Origin of the sequence: Kluyvera sp. NPDC087067 (genome assembly GCF_044745165.1) — a bacterium.
Classification (GTDB): Bacteria; Pseudomonadota; Gammaproteobacteria; order Enterobacterales; family Enterobacteriaceae; genus Kluyvera.
Genome location: NZ_JBIUZS010000006.1, coordinates 75,647 through 92,863, shown reverse-complemented (window position 1 = coordinate 92,863; position 17,217 = coordinate 75,647). Strand labels below are relative to the sequence as shown.

Below are 17,217 nucleotides of genomic sequence, written 5' to 3'. Positions count from 1 at the left end.
GACTGCAACAATCTTAACAAAGAATAAAAAAAATACGCACAGGTGAATCGCGCCAGCAAACTACGGAATATCCTGAAATGCATTTCTCTGGCGGTAAACATATGGGTAAAATGCGAGGCAGATTAAAAAAGGACTGTAACGTATGCGCATTCATATTTTGGGTATTTGCGGCACCTTCATGGGCGGCCTGGCAATGCTGGCCCGTTCGTTGGGTCACGAAGTCACGGGTTCGGATGCCAATGTGTATCCCCCGATGAGCACGCTGCTTGAAAAGCAAGGTATTGATTTAATTCAAGGTTATGACGCAAGTCAGCTTGACCCTCAGCCGGATCTGGTGATCATCGGTAACGCTATGACGCGCGGTAATCCGTGTGTTGAAGCGGTGCTGGAGAAAAACATTCCGTACATGTCCGGCCCGCAATGGCTGCATGATTTCGTGCTGCGCGACCGCTGGGTCGTGGCGATTGCCGGTACGCACGGTAAAACCACCACCGCGGGCATGGCGACCTGGATCCTTGAAGCATGCGGCTACAAGCCGGGCTTTGTTATCGGCGGTCTGCCGGGTAACTTTGATGTTTCCGCACGTCTGGGCGACAGCCCATTCTTTGTGATTGAAGCCGATGAATACGACTGCGCCTTCTTTGATAAGCGCTCCAAATTCGTCCATTACTGCCCGCGCACGCTGGTGCTCAATAATCTTGAGTTCGATCATGCGGATATCTTCGACGATCTGAAAGCCATTCAGAAACAGTTCCACCACCTGGTGCGTATCGTGCCGGGGCAAGGCCGCATTATCCTGCCGGAGAACGACGCTAACCTGAAACAGGTGATGGCGATGGGCTGCTGGAGCGAGCAGGAGCTGGTGGGCGAACAGGGCCACTGGCAGGCGAAGAAACTCAACACCGACGCCTCCGAGTGGGAAGTGCTGCTCGATGGCGAAAAAGTCGGTGAAGTGAAGTGGGGCCTGGTCGGCGAACACAACATGCACAACGGCCTGATGGCGATTGCTGCCGCGCGTCACGTGGGCGTGCTGCCAGCTGATGCAGCCAATGCGCTGGGCGGCTTTATCAACGCCCGTCGTCGCCTTGAGCTACGCGGCGAAGCCAACGGCGTCTGCGTCTATGACGATTTCGCGCATCACCCAACGGCAATCCTCGCTACGCTTCAGGCGTTGCGCGGTAAAGTTGGCGGGACAGCGAAAATCATCGCCGTGCTGGAGCCTCGCTCTAACACCATGAAAATGGGCGTCTGCAAAGACGATCTGGCCCCGTCTTTAGGCCGGGCTGATGAAGTGTTCCTGCTGCAACCGCAGCATATTCCGTGGCAGGTAGCGGAAGTGGCGGAAGCCTGCGTGCAGCCAGCCCACTGGAGCGCGGACGTTGACACCCTGGCAGATATGGTGATTAAAAACGCGGAACCTGGCGACCATATTCTGGTGATGAGCAACGGCGGGTTTGGTGGTATTCATCAAAAACTGCTGGATGGGTTGGCGAAGAAGGCGCAGCAGTAAATCGCTGCGCTTTTTTCCCCCCTCACCCTAACCCTCTCCCCACAGGGGAGAGGGGACCGTTTGGTGCGATGTTTACGCTTGGCACCAATCCGGTTTTCTCCCTCGCCCCTCAGGGGAGAGGGCCGGGGTGAGGGGCCATCACTCAAATTCAGAATGACACCGGTACTCATCAAATGCTAACCGCCAGGAAAATCACCTCCACCGACTCACCTCTGTTTCCCCCGCTGGATACGCTCTACGCGCAAGCCTTCCCCTGGCATGAACAACGCGAACTTCCCGCCAAACAGCGCGCGCTAAACGACCCGCACTTCGCGCTGGAAGCATGGTTTGACGGTGAACAGTTCATCGGGATGAGCGGCACGTGGGCGTTTGAAGGCTATACCTATATCGAACACATTGCGATTGACAGCGGCCTGCGCTCACAAGGCTACGGCAAGCGCCTGCTGGGGAAAATTCTGGCGCGTGCGCCAAAAACCATTCTGGAAATCGACCCGCTGACTACCGAGATTGCGCACAAACGTCTGCGTTTTTATGAAGGGATGGGCTTCTTCGCTAATCCATGGGCGCACGCGCACCCGACCTATCACGCAGGGATCGCCGACCATGAATTGATCGTCCTGAGCTACCCGCAGCCGATAGATGAAGCGCAGTACCAGCGGTTTAATGAGGATTTATGCACCATTGTCATGGTGTAAAAGACGCGGAGGCCTGATAAGCAAAGCGCCATCAGGCAGCCCCGAGCACGTTAACGAGGATAAAAAAATACCCTCACAGCGGAGGGCATTTTACAGAGACTTAATCCTGGTTTTCAGCCAGCTCACGCAGATACTGGTAAATCTGACGGGCGGATTTCGGCGGCTTGTTGCCTTCTTTCTCTTTCTTAGCGTTGCGAACCAGTGAACGCAGCTGCTGACGGTCGGCGTCAGGCCACAGGTTTATCACGTCTTCAATCGCGTCGTTGCTACCTTCAATCAAGCGATCGCGCAGCATTTCCAGCTTATGGAACAGGACAACCTGCTGGTTGTGACGGTTCTTCAGCTTATCCAGCGCCTGACGGAAAGGTTCTACGTCGCGTTGACGCAGCATTTTACCGATCAGCTGCAGCTGGCGGCGGCGGCCTTCCATCTTAATACGCTGCGCCAGTTCAATGGCGGCGCGCAGGTCGGCATCCAGCGGAATTTTATCCAGGGCATTTTTACCCAGGGCAACCAGTTCTGCGCCAAGCTTTTTCAGCTCTTCAGCATCACGTTTAATTTCACTCTTACTGACCCAGATAATTTCATCGTCTTCTTCCTCGATATCATCACCGGGGACTTCGTCGAGCCAGTCTTCGGGCTGCTTTGTCATTTCAGGCTCCTTAAAAAAGAGGCTAATACTAACAGCTTGAACGCATACTGAGAAAGGGTTCTCTGTTAGACTTCATTTAACTTTACCTCAGATTATGGCTTTGACGATGAAAGTGATCACACAAGTTGCACAACAGCGTATTGCGCTGGAAAAAGCGGTCTCGATGGCGCTAGAGCTGGCGGCCAGCAAATCAGATGGTGCGGAAGTCGCGGTGAGTAAGACCACCGGTATTGGCGTTAGCACCCGTTACGGTGAAGTCGAAAACGTCGAATTTAATAGCGATGGGGCGCTGGGGATCACCGTCTATCACCAGAACCAGAAAGGGAGCGCCTCCTCCACGGACCTTAGCCCAGATGCCATTGCCCGCACCGTGCAGGCCGCGCTGGATATCGCCCGTTATACCTCGCCGGATCCTTGCGCGGGCGTGGCGGATAAAGATCTGCTGGCCTTTGATGCCCCGGATCTTGACCTGTTCCACCCGGCGGAAGTGACCCCGGATGAGGCCATTGAACTGGCCGCTCGCGCCGAACAGGCGTCGCTGAAGGCAGATAAGCGCATCACCAATACCGAAGGCGGCAGCTTTAACAGCCACTACGGCATCAAAGTTTTCGGCAACAGCCACGGCATGCTGCAAAGCTACTGCTCCACGCGCCATTCACTGTCGAGCTGCGTCATTGCCGAAGTGAACGGCGATATGGAACGCGACTACGCCTACACCATTGGCCGCGCGCTGGACGATCTGAAATCGCCGGAGTGGGTCGGTGAAGAGTGCGCGCGTCGCACCCTCTCTCGCTTGGAGCCGCGCAAGCTCTCCACCATGAAAGCCCCGGTTATTTTCGCCAACGAAGTGGCTACCGGGCTGTTTGGTCATCTGGTCGGCGCAATTGCCGGTGGTTCGGTGTACCGCAAATCAACGTTCCTGCTGGACTCTTTAGGCGAACAGATCCTGCCGGAATGGCTGACCATTGAAGAACATCCGCACCAGCTCAAAGGGCTGGCATCGACGCCGTTCGATGGTGAAGGCGTGCGCACCGAGCGTCGCGACATCATCAAAGATGGCGTGCTGACCCAGTGGCTGTTGACCAACTACTCTGCGCGTAAGCTGGGGCTGAAAAGCACCGGGCACGCGGGCGGCATCCATAACTGGCGCATCAACGGCCGTGGCCTGAGTTTTGAAAAGTTGCTTAAAGAGATGGGCACGGGTCTTGTCGTCACCGAACTGATGGGGCAGGGTGTAAGCGGCATCACCGGCGATTATTCACGCGGTGCATCCGGCTTCTGGGTTGAGAACGGTGAAATTCAGTATCCGGTGAGTGAAATCACCATCGCCGGCAACCTGAAAGATATGTGGCGCAATATGGTCACGATTGCCGACGATATTGAGACACGCAGTAATATTCAATGTGGTTCTGTACTGCTCCCGGAGATGAAAATCGCTGGGCAGTAATCACGTATCGGGCGCATCCTGCTGCGCCCGTTTGCTTAAATAATAAAAAAGGAAGTGAGCAATGCGTAAAAAACTGTTAGCGATGTTGGCGGTCTCCGCTTTTGCCTTCGGCTCTGCTTCGGCTTTCGCCGATCTCGGCGAAGACATGGATACACTGGCGGAAAATCTGCAAATTGTGCAGAAAACCTCTGATGCGGGCGAGCTGAAAGATGCGCTGGGTAAAATGCGCGTAGCGGCAAGCGATGCGCAAAAAGAGACCCCGCCTAAGCTTGAAGGCAAGGCCGCCGATAGCGCTGAAATGAAAGATTACCGCCACGGTTTCGATACCCTGATTGGTCAGATTGATGGTGCAATCAAGCTGGCTAATGAAGGCAAAATTAAAGAAGCCCAGGCCGCTGCGGAAGAGTTTAAAACCACCCGCAACGCTTATCACAAGAAGTACCGCTAAGCCTTTTGCCGGGAAGCGTCAGCCGACGTTTCCCTCATTTCGTTTGCAAAACTCCCTCAACATCACACTTTTACCCTTCGTTTTGCCATCCGCTTTTCCTATTGCTGTCCTCTGCAATCGTGACATTCATCACGCGAATATATCGATATCGCGATATTCGTGACAAATGTGTGAATCAGATCACCCAGCCCGTCTCCCTTTCCACTTCGAAGTGGAAAACAACTCGCTACAAACTCCCATCCCCCGGCGTTAGGTTTATCCCCAGAGACATTAGCGGGGTAACACGAGTGAATAACGCAGCGGTAACACACGACGCAGGGGAGCAGACGGCGCAGACCGAACAGCTGGCAGACAAGATGCTAAAGCAGGTGTTCGCTCTGTTACATCGTCGCGGTATCACCCCTAACGACGTGCAGGAACAAATGTTGACGTCCCACGTCCGGGCGATGGCCCATCGCTCAATCAGCGGCGAACCGCTACCGGAAGTGGACGCCAGCCTGTTTGAAGAGATTTCAGAAGACTCAATGAATCTGGCTCGCGACGTGGTCGCGGAATTCGGCAATCTGCCAAAAGAAGAGGCGTGGCTACTGTCCGTCCACTTCGAAGTCGCAAAAGAAAACCTGTAAGGAGCAACACATGGAACAGATCACCTTAGTTATTGGCGACCGTCTGGGTAAAGGCCAAAAAGTTGCCGCTGGCGCGGAGAAAGCCGGTGCTCGTGCAGTCGTCGTACCGGGCGTGGCTGCGGATATGAAGCTTGGCGACATGATGAAAGCAGAAAATGCCACCTTCGGCATTTCATTTTGCGGCAGCGGCGGCGCAGGCGCTATCACCGCGCAGAACAAACACGGCTACAAAGCGAAATATGGCATGCGTTCTGTAGAAGAGGGCGTCACCGCCATCAATGAAGGTTACAACGTGCTGGGCTTCGGTTTTATGGATAAAGAAGAGCTGGGCGAGCGCCTGGTTGAAGCCTGGAAGAAGAAGTACGGCGCGTGAACATGAAAGAGCAATTCACCACCACGGTGAGGGTAACGGGTAAAGGCGAAAGCAAAACGCGCGCATTCGCCGATGCCCTGAACCATGTGCAGGCTGCGGTGATGAAAACATCATCGCACATCTTATTGCGTATTGAGCCACAGGATGTGGCGGTGATTCATGCGCGTGAAGCGGTACGAAAAGAGGCCTTTCTGTTCTTCTTTTTGCGCCGTGAACGACGAGCGTACAGCGTGGAGCTGGACGTCACCGTCAACGTGACCGCCATTGATATCGATAAAGTGGATTTCGTCACGCCAACCTGATTTTTACCTAAGGGTTAGATTATGTTCCTGATAATTTTAATAAAATCGCTCATTATCGGCGGCCTGGTTGGCGTCGGCGTGGGCGCCGGAGCGGCACGCATGTTTCATGCGCCCACCACCCAGGGGATGGGCGCATTTCGTACGTTGGGTGAGCTGAACTCCTGCGAAGGCGACCCGGCTTCCCACTTCTCCTTTGGCCTTGGCTTCTTCTTTAACGCTTGGGCTTCTTCCGTTGCAGCAGGGGCATTCACCCAGGACGTCGACCACCGCATTATCCCGAACTGGGGTGCCGCAGCGTTAATGATGAAAAACCGCAACGTCGGTGAGACGCTGCATGATCCGAAGAAAATGGCCATTGCCTGCGGCATCATCGGCATGATTGTGGTTGCCTTCTTAAACCTCACTGCGTCTTCCGTCCCTCAGGCGTTGCAGGTCACCGCCGTTAAGGTTCTGGTTCCGGCAGCAAACCTGCTGGTCAACACCGTGATGCCGGTGATCTTCTGGCTGGCGGCAATTGATGCCGGTAAGAAATCGGGCTTTTGGGCTACGATCTTCGGCGGCGCGGCGCAGTTGATTATGGGTAACGCCGTACCGGGCCTGGTGCTGGGTATTCTGATTGGTAAGGGCGTTGAAGAAAGCGGCTGGCACCGCGTCACTAAAGTGATGATGGGTGCAATCGTTGCGCTGTTCGTTCTGAGCGCCTTCTTCCGCGGCTTCGACATGAAAATGATCGAATCCTTCCACATGACCGTGCCGAACTGGCTGGATCTCATCCACAACTCAATCAGCGGCAAATAACGGGAGCCTGACATGGAACAAAATAAAGGTTTTTGGTATGCCGACTGGTCGTTCCCGATCTTCGTGGGCCTGCTCTCTTCCGGCGTCTTTGCCGGGACACATATGTACTACCTCTACGGCATCGGCGCCTTCAACGAAGTGGCCTTTGTGGCGATGTTGAAAGCCGGGATTGATACCGGCGCATACGGCGCGGTGGCGGCGTTCGGCGCGAGCTTCCTGTTTGCTCGTATCATCGAAGGATCGCTGGTGGGGATTCTGGACATCGGCGGCGCGATTCAGACCGGCGTGGGCCTGGGTGTTCCGGCACTGCTGCTGGGCGCGGGCATTATGTTCCCGGTGACCAACTTTATTGCCTCGCTGATTACCGGGCTGGTGATTGGTCTGGCGATTGGCTACATCATCATTCTGGCGCGTAAGTTCACCATCAATCAGAGCGACTCGACCTACGGGGCCGACGTGATGATGGGCGCGGGTAACGCCTCCGGCCGCTTCCTCGGGCCGCTCATTATCCTAAGTGCCATGACCGCCTCGATTCCTATCGGCGTGGGTTCGCTGATTGGCGCGCTTATCTTCTACGTCTGGCAGAAGCCGATTACCGGCGGTGCCATTCTGGGCGCGATGCTGCTGGGTTCCATCTTCCCGGTCGCCATTAGCTGATTTGTTGTCGTTGTAGGCCGGATAAGGCGTAGCCGCCATCCGGCAATGCCGCCTGATGGCGCTGCGCTTATCAGGCCTACATGAGCGCTCACCACTTGTTGTAGGCCGGATAAGGCGTAGCCGCCATCCGGCAATGACGCCTGATGGCGCTGTGCTTATCAGGCCTACATGAGCACGTGATTTGTATGCCCCCCTTTCTACAGGAGAGAACTATGTTTGATTTACTCCTGCGCCGTGCGCGCCTTGTCGACGATACCCTGACTGATATCGCCATTCAGGACGGTTCAATCGCGGCGCTGGGCGAAATTGATGCCCCCGCGCGCAAAACCGTCGAGCTGGACGGCAACTGCTACGTCAGCGCCGGCTGGATTGATTCTCACGTCCACTGCTACCCGAATTCGCCGATTTATCATGACGAGCCGGACAGCGTCGGCATCGCGACCGGAGTGACCACCGTTATCGACGCGGGAAGCACCGGCGCAGACGACGTTGACGATTTCTATGCGCTCACCCGTAAAGCGACGACCGACGTTTACGCGCTGCTCAATATCTCCCGCGTCGGGCTGATTGCGCAGAATGAACTGGCGAATATGGCCAATATCGACGCCGATGCGGTGAAGCAGGCGGTGCAGCGCTATCCCGATTTTATCGTCGGCCTGAAAGCGCGCATGAGCAGCAGCGTGGTGGGCGAAAACGGCATAACGCCGCTGGAGCGGGCGAAGGTCATTCAGCAGGAAAACGGCGGCCTGCCGCTGATGGTGCACATCGGCAATAACCCGCCGAACCTCGATGAAATTGCCGATCTGCTGAGTTCAGGCGACATCATCACCCACTGCTATAACGGCAAACCTAACCGCATCCTGACCCCGTCCGGCGAGCTAAAAAGCGCGGTCACTCGCGCATTGCAGCGCGGCGTGCGTCTGGATGTCGGCCACGGCACCGCCAGCTTCAGCTTTGAAGTGGCGCGTCGGGCGATTGCGATGGGGATTTTGCCAGACACCATCAGCTCGGATATCTACTGCCGCAACCGTATCGACGGCCCGGTGCGTTCGCTGGCGCTGGTGATGTCGAAATTCCTCGCCATCGGCATGTCGTTACCGCAGGTCATCGCCTGTGTCACCGCCAACGCCGCAGACGGCTTGCGTCTGGTGAAAAAAGGGCGGCTGGAAGTGGGCTATGACGCCGACCTCACGCTGTTTACCGTCGCATCCACCCCAACGCTGTTGGTGGATGCCGAAAAAGAGAGCCTTCAGGCTGACAAGATCTTACAGCCGCTTGCCGCGATTCGCGCGGGCAAGGGCTATTTGACCGAACAAGGGAGCGCGCAAAATGCCTTCGATTTTTGAGAAATACAATTTAAAGCAAGTCATTAATACCTCAGGCCGCATGACGGCGCTGGGCGTGTCCACACCGCGCCCGGAAGTGGTGGAAGCGGCGCTGGCGGGTATGAATCAGTATTTTGAGATGAAAGACCTGGTCAATAAAACCGGCGACTACATTGCCCGACTGCTGGACGTCGAAGGGGCGACGGTGGTCTCCTGCGCCTCGGCGGGGATTGCCCAGTCGGTGGCGGCGGTGCTGGTGAAAGACAGCGACTGGCTGCTGGAGAATCTTCACGTTACGCCGGTTGAGAATAACGAAATCGTCCTGCCGAAAGGCCACAACGTCAACTTTGGCGCGCCGGTAGGCACCATGGTGGCATTGGGCGGTGGCAAGCTGGTGGAAGCCGGTTACGCCAATGAATGTTCCGCCGATCAGCTGGCGGCGGCGATTACCCCGCGCACGGCGGCGATTTTGTACATCAAATCGCACCACTGTGTGCAGAAAAGTATGCTCAGCGTGGAGCAGGCGGCGGTGGTTGCGCGCCACCATAATTTGCCGCTGATTGTCGATGCGGCGGCGGAAGAAGATCTGCAATGCTATTACCGCGTTGGTGCGGATTTGGTTATCTACAGCGGCGCGAAAGCGATTGAAGGGCCAACCAGCGGACTGGTGATTGGTAAAACCCAGTACGTCGAGTGGGTGAAGCGCCAGTCGATGGGCATTGGTCGCGCCATGAAAGTGGGTAAGGAAGGCATTCTCGGTCTGACCTGCGCCATCGAACATTATCTGACCGCACGTAAAGAGAGCGGCGATGAGATGGTGGCGAAAATGACCCCGTTTATTGAACAACTCAACACCTTAAACGGCGTGACCGCTCGCGTGGTGTGGGATAGCGCCGGGCGCGACATTGCGCGTGCTGAAATCAAATTTGATGAAGCCGTCACCGGCGTCGCCACCGGCGAGCTAGTTAACGCGCTCAAGCAGGGCGAATACGCCATCTACTTCCGTGGCTATAAGGCCAACGAGGGCATTATTGAAGCCGATGTGCGCAGCGTTGATGCGCAGCAGCTGGAGATTGTCGCTCGCCGTATTGCTGAAGTTCTAAACAAGGAGAAAACCGCATGAAACTGACCCCTAATTTTTACCGTGACCGCGTTTGCCTGAACGTGCTGGCAGGCAGCAAGGATAATGCCCGTGAAATTTACGCGGCAGCGGAAGGTCATGTGCTGGTTGGCGTGCTCTCCAAAAACTACCCGGATGTGGGCACTGCCGTTGCCGATATGCGCGAGTATGCGCAGCTCATTGATAATGCGCTGTCCGTGGGACTGGGCGCGGGCGACCCGAATCAGTCGGCGGTGGTGAGCGAGATTTCCCGCCAGGTGCAGCCGCAGCATGTGAACCAGGTGTTCACCGGTGTGGCTACCAGCCGCGCGCTGTTGGGGCAAAACGAGACGGTGGTGAACGGTCTGGTTTCCCCGACCGGCACGGTTGGGATGGTTAAAATCTCCACCGGCCCGCTTTCCAGCACCGCGCCGGACGGCATCGTGCCGCTGGAAACCGCGATTGCGCTGCTCAAAGATATGGGCGGTAGCTCAATCAAGTACTTCCCGATGGGCGGGTTGAAGCATCGCGACGAGTTTATTGCGGTGGCGCAGGCCTGTGCGCGTCATGATTTCTGGCTGGAGCCGACGGGCGGGATTGATCTCGAAAACTACAGTGAGATTGTGAAAATTGCTCTGGATGCTGGAGTTAGCAAAATCATCCCCCATATCTATAGTTCAATTATTGATAAGGCCAGCGGTAATACGCGTCCGGGTGATGTGCGTCAGCTGCTGGAGATGACGAAAAAATTAATGTAGTGCGGTTGGTTGCCCCTCACCCTAACCCTCTCCCCACCGGGGAGAGGGGACCGATCGTGCAACGGGCACGTATGGTTTTCTCTCTCGTCCAATAGGGGGAGAGGGGACGGATCGCGCTGGTTTTCTCCCTCGCCCCTTTGGGGAGAGGGCCGGGGTGAGGGGAAACAACGCGCACTAAACCACCAAGGAGTCACCATGCACACCGCTCACCACCTGCTTGCCGCCTCACTCTCCCTGCTCGCTGCCAGCGCCGTCGCGCAAACGCAGTACGCCTGGGTGGGCACCTACAACCCTAACGGGCAAGGCCTGTATCGTTTTATCGTGGATGAAAAAACCGGTGAACTGCATAACAAAACCCTGGTAGGCTCACTCCCGGACGTCGCGCAGCTGACCGTTTCGCACGATGGCAAAACGCTCTACGCCGCCAGTGAAGTGGATCAGGGCGTGGTGCAGGCATGGAGTATTGGTCATGAGGGCGAGTTGACCAGCCTGAATCAGGTGGCCTCCGCGGGGGCAGGCCCGGTATTTCTCTCCCTAACGCCGAACGGCGGCCATCTGCTGGTGGCAAACTACGTCAGCGGCTCGGTGGCGGTGCTGCCGGTGAAAGACGATGGCAGCCTCGGTGACGCGGTCGATGTCCATCAGGATAGCGGCCCGACCGGTGCCGCGCGCCCGGAGGCTGCGGTGGAAGGCAGTTTCGCCATCAGCGGCCACAGCAGCCCGCATGCGCATATGATTTCCGCCGATCCCAGCGGGCAGTTTGTCTACGCCACAGACCTCGGGCTTGACCGGATTTATCAGTACCGCATCGACAACGCCAGCGGCAAGCTGACGCCGAACGACCCGCCGTTTATCGCCGCTTCGTCGGCGGGCGCCGGGCCGCGTCACTTTGCCTTTACCCCGGCAGGTGACGGACTGTGGCTGGTAAACGAAGAGGCGTCTACGCTGACGTTTTATCACCTCGACAAAACTAGCGGTCTGCTGCGTGAAGGCCAGACCGTATCGACCTTGCCTGAAGGTTACAAGGGCACCAGCTTTGCCTCCGGCCTGGTGTTAAGCCCGGATGGCAAACAGCTTTATGTCGCCAACCGCCTGCATAACAGCATCGCCCACTTTAGCGTTATGGCCGACGGCAGCCTGAGCCGTCAGGATGAAGTCTGGACGCGCGGGGATTATCCAAGAACCTTAACGCTGGATAATCAAGGCCGTTGGCTATACGTCATGAATCAGCGCAGTGACAATATCACCCGCTTTCGCGTCGCGCCTGACGACGGCAAGCTGACATTCTCGCCGGACTATACACCGGTCGGCAGCCCGTCCCAGATGGTGATTTCTGCCAAACCTTAAGCCGTAAAATGAAGGAACCGACATGCGATTTCCCAACCAACGTTTAGCGCAACTCTTTAGCCTGCTGCAAAACGAAACGCTGCCCCAGGATGAACTGGCGCAGCGGCTGTCGGTCTCAACCCGTACCGTTCGCGCCGATATCACCGCGTTAAACGCGCTGTTGATGCAATACGGCGCCCAGTTTGTGCTGAGCCGCGGCAACGGATATCAGTTGAAAATCGACGATCCTTCCCGCTATCAGACGCTGGAAGAGACGGCGCCGAAGCCGCAGCCTATCCCACGAACCGGCCAGGATCGTATCGCCTTTTTGCTGGTGCGTTTTCTGACCTCGGCGTTTTCCATCAAGCTTGAAGATTTAGCCGATGAATGGTTTATCAGCCGAGCCACACTACAGAGCGATATGGTCGATGTGCGCGAGCGTTTTGCACGTTATCAGCTGACGCTGGAGACGCGTCCGCGTCACGGTATGAAGCTCTTTGGCAGTGAAGTGTCGATTCGCGCCTGCCTGACCGATCTTTTATGGGAGCTGAGCCAGCAGGGGGCGCTGAACCCGCTTATCCGTGAAGAGGCCTTTGATAGTCGCGTGCTATCAAAGCTGGAAGGGGGATTGCAGGACATTTTAACGCGTCATCAGGTGCGCTTGACCGACGCGGGCGAGCGCTTTATCTGCCTGTATGGCGCGGTGGTGACGCGTCGCGTCAGTGAGGGGTTTCCGCTGGTGGACTTTCGCGCAGAGGACGTGGCGCAAAACGTCCGCGATGTGGCGCATGATGTTGCCGGTGAACTGCAGCGTCTGGCGGGAAAACCGTTCTCTGCGGCGGAAGAAGAGTGGCTGTGCGTGCACATTGCGGCGCGTCAGGTGCAGGAGGTGGATCCGGGCACCATCAGCGCCGACGATGACGAGGCGCTGGTTAACTACATCCTGCGTTACATCAATCAGCAGTATAACTACAACCTGCTGGAAGATGCCCAGCTGCATGCCGACTTGCTCACCCATATCAAAACCATGATCACCCGCGTGCGCTACCAAATAATGATCCCCAATCCGCTGCTCGATAACATTAAACAGCACTACCCGATGGCGTGGGATATGACGCTGGCGGCGGTCTCAAGCTGGGGAAAATATACGCCGTATGCGATAAGCGAAAACGAAATTGGTTTCCTGGTGCTGCACATTGGTGTCGGCCTGGAGCGTCACTACAACATTGGCTATCAGCGCCAGCCGAAGGTGCTGCTGGTATGCGACGCGGGTAACGCGATGGCGCGGATGATTGAAGCGATATTGCAGCGCAAATACCCGCAGATTGAGATAGCGGCGACGCTCTCCCAGCGTGAATACGAACAGCTTGAAGGGGTTGCAGAAGATTTTGTGATCTCGACGGCGCGCATCAGCGAAAAAGATAAGCCCATTGTGACCATCGCGCCGTTCCCCACCGACTATCAACTGGATCAAATCGGTAAGCTGGTCCTGGTCGATCGCACCCGTCCGTTTATGCTGAACAAGTACTTTGACGAAGCGCACTTCCGGGTGGTGGATGCCTCCATGACCCAGCAAACCCTGTTTGCCGAACTCTGCCAGCAGCTTGAGTCAGAAGGTTTTGTCGGTATTGAATTCTATGATTCGGTGGTGGAACGTGAAGCCATTGTCAGCACCATGCTGGGCGATGGCATCGCGCTGCCGCACGCGCTGGGATTACTGGCGAAAAAGACGGTGGTCTACACCGTTATCGCTCCCGACGGCATTGCCTGGGGCGATGAGACTGCTCACATCATCTTCCTGCTGGCGATCAGTAAAAGCGAATATGAAGAGGCGATGGCGATCTATGATATTTTCGTCACTTTCCTGCGCGAACGCGCCATGACTCGGCTTGCCGCGACCCGAAGTTTTGCTGAATTTAAAACGATGGCGATGGAGTGCGTCAGCCGATTTTGAACGGCTGACGTGGAGATTATCGCAGGTGATGGACAACCTGATTGCTGCTTCCGCGCCAGATAAGCGCCGGGTCTTTTAAGTCCTGCACGAACTTACCGTCAACCAGCACGTTGATGAGGTTCACCACCTCCATCTGCGCCGCGTTTAGCTCGTCCAGCTTGTAGCCTGTCCACACCCAGATATCTTTGCCGGGGCATTCGGCGTGGATGCGTTGCACCAGTTTCAAAATCTCCGGCACGTTTTGCGGGTGCAGCGGGTCACCGCCGGAAAGCGAAATCCCCTGACGTTTAACGCGGGTATCGTTCAGGTCGGCGATGATACGGTCTGCCATCTCAGCAGTGAACGGCTGGCCGGAGTTAACGCGCCAGGTGCTCTTGTTGTAACAGCCGGGGCATTCGTGAACGCAGCCTGAAACAAACAGCGTGCAGCGCGTGCCGGGGCCATTGACGATATCAACCGGATAATACTGGTGGTAATTCATTTTCGCTTCTCAATTAACGCCATAACTGCGTTGGCCGCACTCACTCACCCTGGTCACTGACTTATGTAAGCTCCCAGGGATTCCTTCGCTTGCCGCCTTGTTCTGACGTTAATTGCTTCGCGAAAAACGAGTGGGAGGCTTGTAGCAGTTGTAGGCCGGATAAGGCAACGCTGCCATCCGGCAATCAGCTCCGGTTTGCCTGATGGCGCTGCGCTTATCAGGCCTACGGGGTGCAGCCCGGACGAGGCGTTTACGCCGACTCCGGGAATTCCCCGGCGTCGCGGCGCTCGGCCGGGCTACGAGAGTGCAATGCGCTATGAACGGTTCCCTCTCCCCTGCGGGGAGAGGGTTAGGGTGAGGGAGCAAACGCTCGAGCTTAACCGAGCTGCTCATTACCCAGGTGTTTCACACGGCGCTTCACTTCTTCTTGCTTACCGGCGTTGAACGGACGGGCATCCGGGCTGCCGAGGTAACCGCATACGCGACGGGTCACGGAGACGCGCGCGGCGTCGTGGTTGCCGCATTTCGGGCAGGTGAAGCCTTTGCTGGTGCACTCAAACTCACCGGTAAATCCGCACTCGTAGCACTCATCGATTGGCGTGTTGGTGCCGTAGTAAGGCACATGTTTGTAGCTGTAATCCCACACGTCTTCCAGCGCTTTCAGGTTGTGCTGAATGTTTGGATACTCGCCGTAGCAAATGAAGCCGCCGTTAGCGATTGGTGGATAGGCCGCTTCAAAATCGATTTTGTCGTACGGGTTCACCTTCTTCTCCACGTCAAGGTGGAAGCTGTTGGTGTAGTAACCTTTGTCGGTCACGCCTTCCACTAAACCAAACTCGGCGGTATCCAGGCGGCAGAAACGGTCGCACAGGTTTTCGCTTGGCGTGCTGTACAGGCTGAAACCGTAGCCGGTTTCGTCTTTCCACTGGTCAACGGCATCACGCAGACGCTGGACGATGGCGACACCTTTTTCACGCAGCATTTCGCTGTCGTACATATGGCTGTTGCCGAACAGCGCATTGATCGTTTCGTGAATACCGATATAGCCCAACGAGATAGACGCACGGCCGTTTTTGAAGATTTCAGACACGTCGTCGTCGGCTTTCAGACGCACGCCGCAGGCGCCTTCCATATAGAGGATTGGCGCCACGCGCGCTTTCACGCCTTCCAGACGCGCAATACGCGTCATCAGCGCTTTACGCGCCAGCAGCAAACGCTCGTCCAGCAGCGCCCAGAATGCGGCTTCATCGCCCTTAGCTTCCAGCGCAATACGCGGCAGGTTGAGGCTAATCACGCCGAGGTTGTTACGCCCATCGTGTACCTGCTCGCCGTCTTCGTTTTCCCACACGCCGAGGAAGCTGCGGCAGCCCATTGGCGTTTTGAACGAACCGGTTACCTTCACCACCTGATCGTAGTTGAGGATATCCGGGTACATGCGCTTGCTCGCGCACTCCAGCGCCAGCTGTTTGATGTCGTAGTTGGCATCGCCCGGCTTGTGGTTCAGGCCGTCGCGAATAGCGAAGACCAGTTTCGGGAACACCGCCGTTTTACGGTTTTTACCCAGACCCGCGATGCGGTTACGCAGAATAGACTGCTGAATCAGACGGGATTCCCAGCTGGTGCCCAGACCGAAACCAAAGGTCACGAACGGCGTCTGACCGTTGGCGGTATGCAGCGTATTCACTTCATACTCCAGCGACTGGAAGGCGTCGTAGCACTCTTTCTCGGTGCGAGAAAGCGCGTACTCTTTGGCGTTCGGGATCTGCCACTCTTCTGCGGTTTTACTGTGCTTTTTAAAGCTCTCGGTGACGAACGGCGCGAGCACTTCATCGATACGGTTGATGGTGGTGCCACCATAAATGTGGCTGGCAACCTGCGCGATAATCTGCGCGGTCACCGCGGTGGCGGTCGAGATCGATTTAGGCGGCTCGATTTCCGCGTTCCCCATCTTAAAGCCCTGCGTCAGCATGCCTTTCAGATCGATAAGCATACAGTTGAACATCGGGAAGAATGGGGAGTAGTCGAGGTCGTGATAGTGGATCATCCCACGCTCGTGCGCCATCACCACGTCATGCGGCAGCAGGTGCTGGCGCGCGTAGTGTTTGGCGACGATACCCGCCAGCAGATCGCGCTGGGTTGGGATCACTTTACTGTCTTTGTTGGCGTTTTCGTTCAGCAACGCCGAGTTGGTCTGCTCAACCAGACCGCGAATTTCCTGGTTCAGGCGGCCGCGTTTTTCACGCTGGCTGTCGCGGTCGTGGCGATATTCGATATAAGAACGGGCCAGCTGCTTGTACGGCCCGGACATCAGCTGGTTCTCAACGGCGGTTTGAATTTCGTTGATATCGACCTGCGGTTGGTCCTGCATTTGTTGGCTTACGATTGCTGCGACGGTGGCGCAATAATCTGCGTCATCGACTCCCGCTGCTTTAGCTGCACGTAGAATAGCTTCTTGAATGCGCTCTGATTTGAATGGCACTTTACAGCCATCTCGTTTCATCACATGCGGTGTCATGATCACTCCATTATTTATAAGAACAGGTTATCCACAGAGGCCGGAAAAGGTGGATTGGCGTAATAGCGCCAGTCACCAATACTTTCCCGCACTCGCGGCCCAGGTTATCCACATACCCACTACCATTTTCGTGATTCTTGTTGTTGCAATGATAGCCGATAAATACCATATATTGGGCCGGGAAGCATTTTAAGTTCTATATGTAGTGCTTTGCACCAAAGATGTTTGCAATTTTATTGATTCAGAACAAA

At 56.2% G+C, this 17,217-nt stretch carries 17 protein-coding genes; 14 read left to right on the top strand and 3 right to left on the bottom strand.

The window, feature by feature from the left end:
- Positions 1-142: 142 nt before the first annotated feature.
- Together mpl and ACIPDS_RS16025 are read left to right on the top strand one after the other, a co-directional pair.
- Positions 143-1,510, top strand: coding sequence for a UDP-N-acetylmuramate:L-alanyl-gamma-D-glutamyl-meso-diaminopimelate ligase (gene mpl, locus ACIPDS_RS16030; RefSeq protein WP_400737810.1), 1,368 nt, complete (start codon positions 143-145; stop codon positions 1,508-1,510).
- 173 nt (positions 1,511-1,683) lie between these two features.
- Positions 1,684-2,205, top strand: coding sequence for a GNAT family N-acetyltransferase (locus tag ACIPDS_RS16025; RefSeq protein WP_400737807.1), 522 nt, complete (start codon positions 1,684-1,686; stop codon positions 2,203-2,205).
- Between the two features lie 100 nt (positions 2,206-2,305).
- On the opposite strand, the gene yjgA is transcribed toward ACIPDS_RS16025, so the two are convergent.
- On the bottom strand, positions 2,306-2,857 hold the full coding sequence (gene yjgA / locus ACIPDS_RS16020; protein WP_400737804.1) for a ribosome biogenesis factor YjgA: 552 nt from the start codon (positions 2,855-2,857) through the stop codon (positions 2,306-2,308).
- Between the two features lie 94 nt (positions 2,858-2,951).
- On the opposite strand from yjgA, the gene pmbA reads away from it, so the two are divergent.
- From pmbA to ACIPDS_RS15960, 12 genes are all read left to right on the top strand, one after another.
- Complete coding sequence (gene pmbA, locus ACIPDS_RS16015; protein WP_400737802.1) at positions 2,952-4,304, top strand: metalloprotease PmbA; 1,353 nt, start codon at positions 2,952-2,954, stop codon at positions 4,302-4,304.
- Between the two features lie 61 nt (positions 4,305-4,365).
- The gene (cybC, locus tag ACIPDS_RS16010) at positions 4,366-4,752 is read left to right on the top strand and encodes a cytochrome b562 (RefSeq protein WP_166516647.1); all 387 of its coding nucleotides are present in this window, start codon (positions 4,366-4,368) and stop codon (positions 4,750-4,752) included.
- Between the two features lie 287 nt (positions 4,753-5,039).
- Positions 5,040-5,378 (top strand): glycine dehydrogenase, encoded by a 339-nt coding sequence (locus tag ACIPDS_RS16005; protein WP_166516648.1) that lies wholly within the window; start codon positions 5,040-5,042, stop codon positions 5,376-5,378.
- A 10-nt stretch (positions 5,379-5,388) separates the two neighbouring features.
- A complete protein-coding gene (locus ACIPDS_RS16000; RefSeq protein WP_400737797.1) occupies positions 5,389-5,751 on the top strand; it encodes an SFCGS family glycine-rich protein in 363 nt (120 codons plus the stop codon).
- Between the two features lie 2 nt (positions 5,752-5,753).
- Entirely contained in the window at positions 5,754-6,053 is a 300-nt protein-coding gene (locus ACIPDS_RS15995; RefSeq protein ID WP_400737794.1) for a DUF4312 family protein, read from the top strand.
- Between the two features lie 21 nt (positions 6,054-6,074).
- Positions 6,075-6,851: a DUF4311 domain-containing protein gene (locus tag ACIPDS_RS15990; RefSeq protein ID WP_062777778.1), complete on the top strand. Its 777-nt coding sequence runs from the start codon at positions 6,075-6,077 to the stop codon at positions 6,849-6,851.
- 12 nt (positions 6,852-6,863) lie between these two features.
- Positions 6,864-7,508 carry a DUF4310 family protein gene (locus ACIPDS_RS15985; protein WP_035892755.1) on the top strand — a complete coding sequence of 215 codons (645 nt, stop codon included), beginning with the start codon at positions 6,864-6,866 and terminating at the stop codon, positions 7,506-7,508.
- A gap of 212 nt (positions 7,509-7,720) precedes the next feature.
- Positions 7,721-8,854: an amidohydrolase/deacetylase family metallohydrolase gene (locus ACIPDS_RS15980; protein WP_400737792.1), complete on the top strand. Its 1,134-nt coding sequence runs from the start codon at positions 7,721-7,723 to the stop codon at positions 8,852-8,854.
- Positions 8,838-9,956 (top strand): DgaE family pyridoxal phosphate-dependent ammonia lyase, encoded by a 1,119-nt coding sequence (locus tag ACIPDS_RS15975; protein WP_400737789.1) that lies wholly within the window; start codon positions 8,838-8,840, stop codon positions 9,954-9,956. Before ACIPDS_RS15980 ends, ACIPDS_RS15975 begins: the two co-directional genes overlap by 17 nt.
- Positions 9,953-10,690 carry a KDGP aldolase family protein gene (locus ACIPDS_RS15970; protein ID WP_400737787.1) on the top strand — a complete coding sequence of 246 codons (738 nt, stop codon included), beginning with the start codon at positions 9,953-9,955 and terminating at the stop codon, positions 10,688-10,690. Before ACIPDS_RS15975 ends, ACIPDS_RS15970 begins: the two co-directional genes overlap by 4 nt.
- 195 nt (positions 10,691-10,885) lie before the next feature.
- Positions 10,886-12,037: a lactonase family protein gene (locus tag ACIPDS_RS15965; protein ID WP_400737785.1), complete on the top strand. Its 1,152-nt coding sequence runs from the start codon at positions 10,886-10,888 to the stop codon at positions 12,035-12,037.
- Positions 12,038-12,059: 22 nt separating this feature from the next.
- On the top strand, positions 12,060-13,970 hold the full coding sequence (locus ACIPDS_RS15960; RefSeq protein ID WP_400737783.1) for a BglG family transcription antiterminator: 1,911 nt from the start codon (positions 12,060-12,062) through the stop codon (positions 13,968-13,970).
- Positions 13,971-13,986: 16 nt separating this feature from the next.
- Here the strand turns inward: ACIPDS_RS15960 and nrdG are convergent, their stop codons facing one another.
- Both nrdG and nrdD read right to left on the bottom strand, forming a co-directional pair.
- The gene (nrdG, locus tag ACIPDS_RS15955) at positions 13,987-14,451 is read right to left on the bottom strand and encodes an anaerobic ribonucleoside-triphosphate reductase-activating protein (RefSeq protein ID WP_400737781.1); all 465 of its coding nucleotides are present in this window, start codon (positions 14,449-14,451) and stop codon (positions 13,987-13,989) included.
- A 376-nt stretch (positions 14,452-14,827) separates the two neighbouring features.
- Positions 14,828-16,966 (bottom strand): anaerobic ribonucleoside-triphosphate reductase, encoded by a 2,139-nt coding sequence (nrdD, locus tag ACIPDS_RS15950; RefSeq protein WP_400737779.1) that lies wholly within the window; start codon positions 16,964-16,966, stop codon positions 14,828-14,830.
- Between the last annotated feature and the right edge of the window lie 251 nt (positions 16,967-17,217).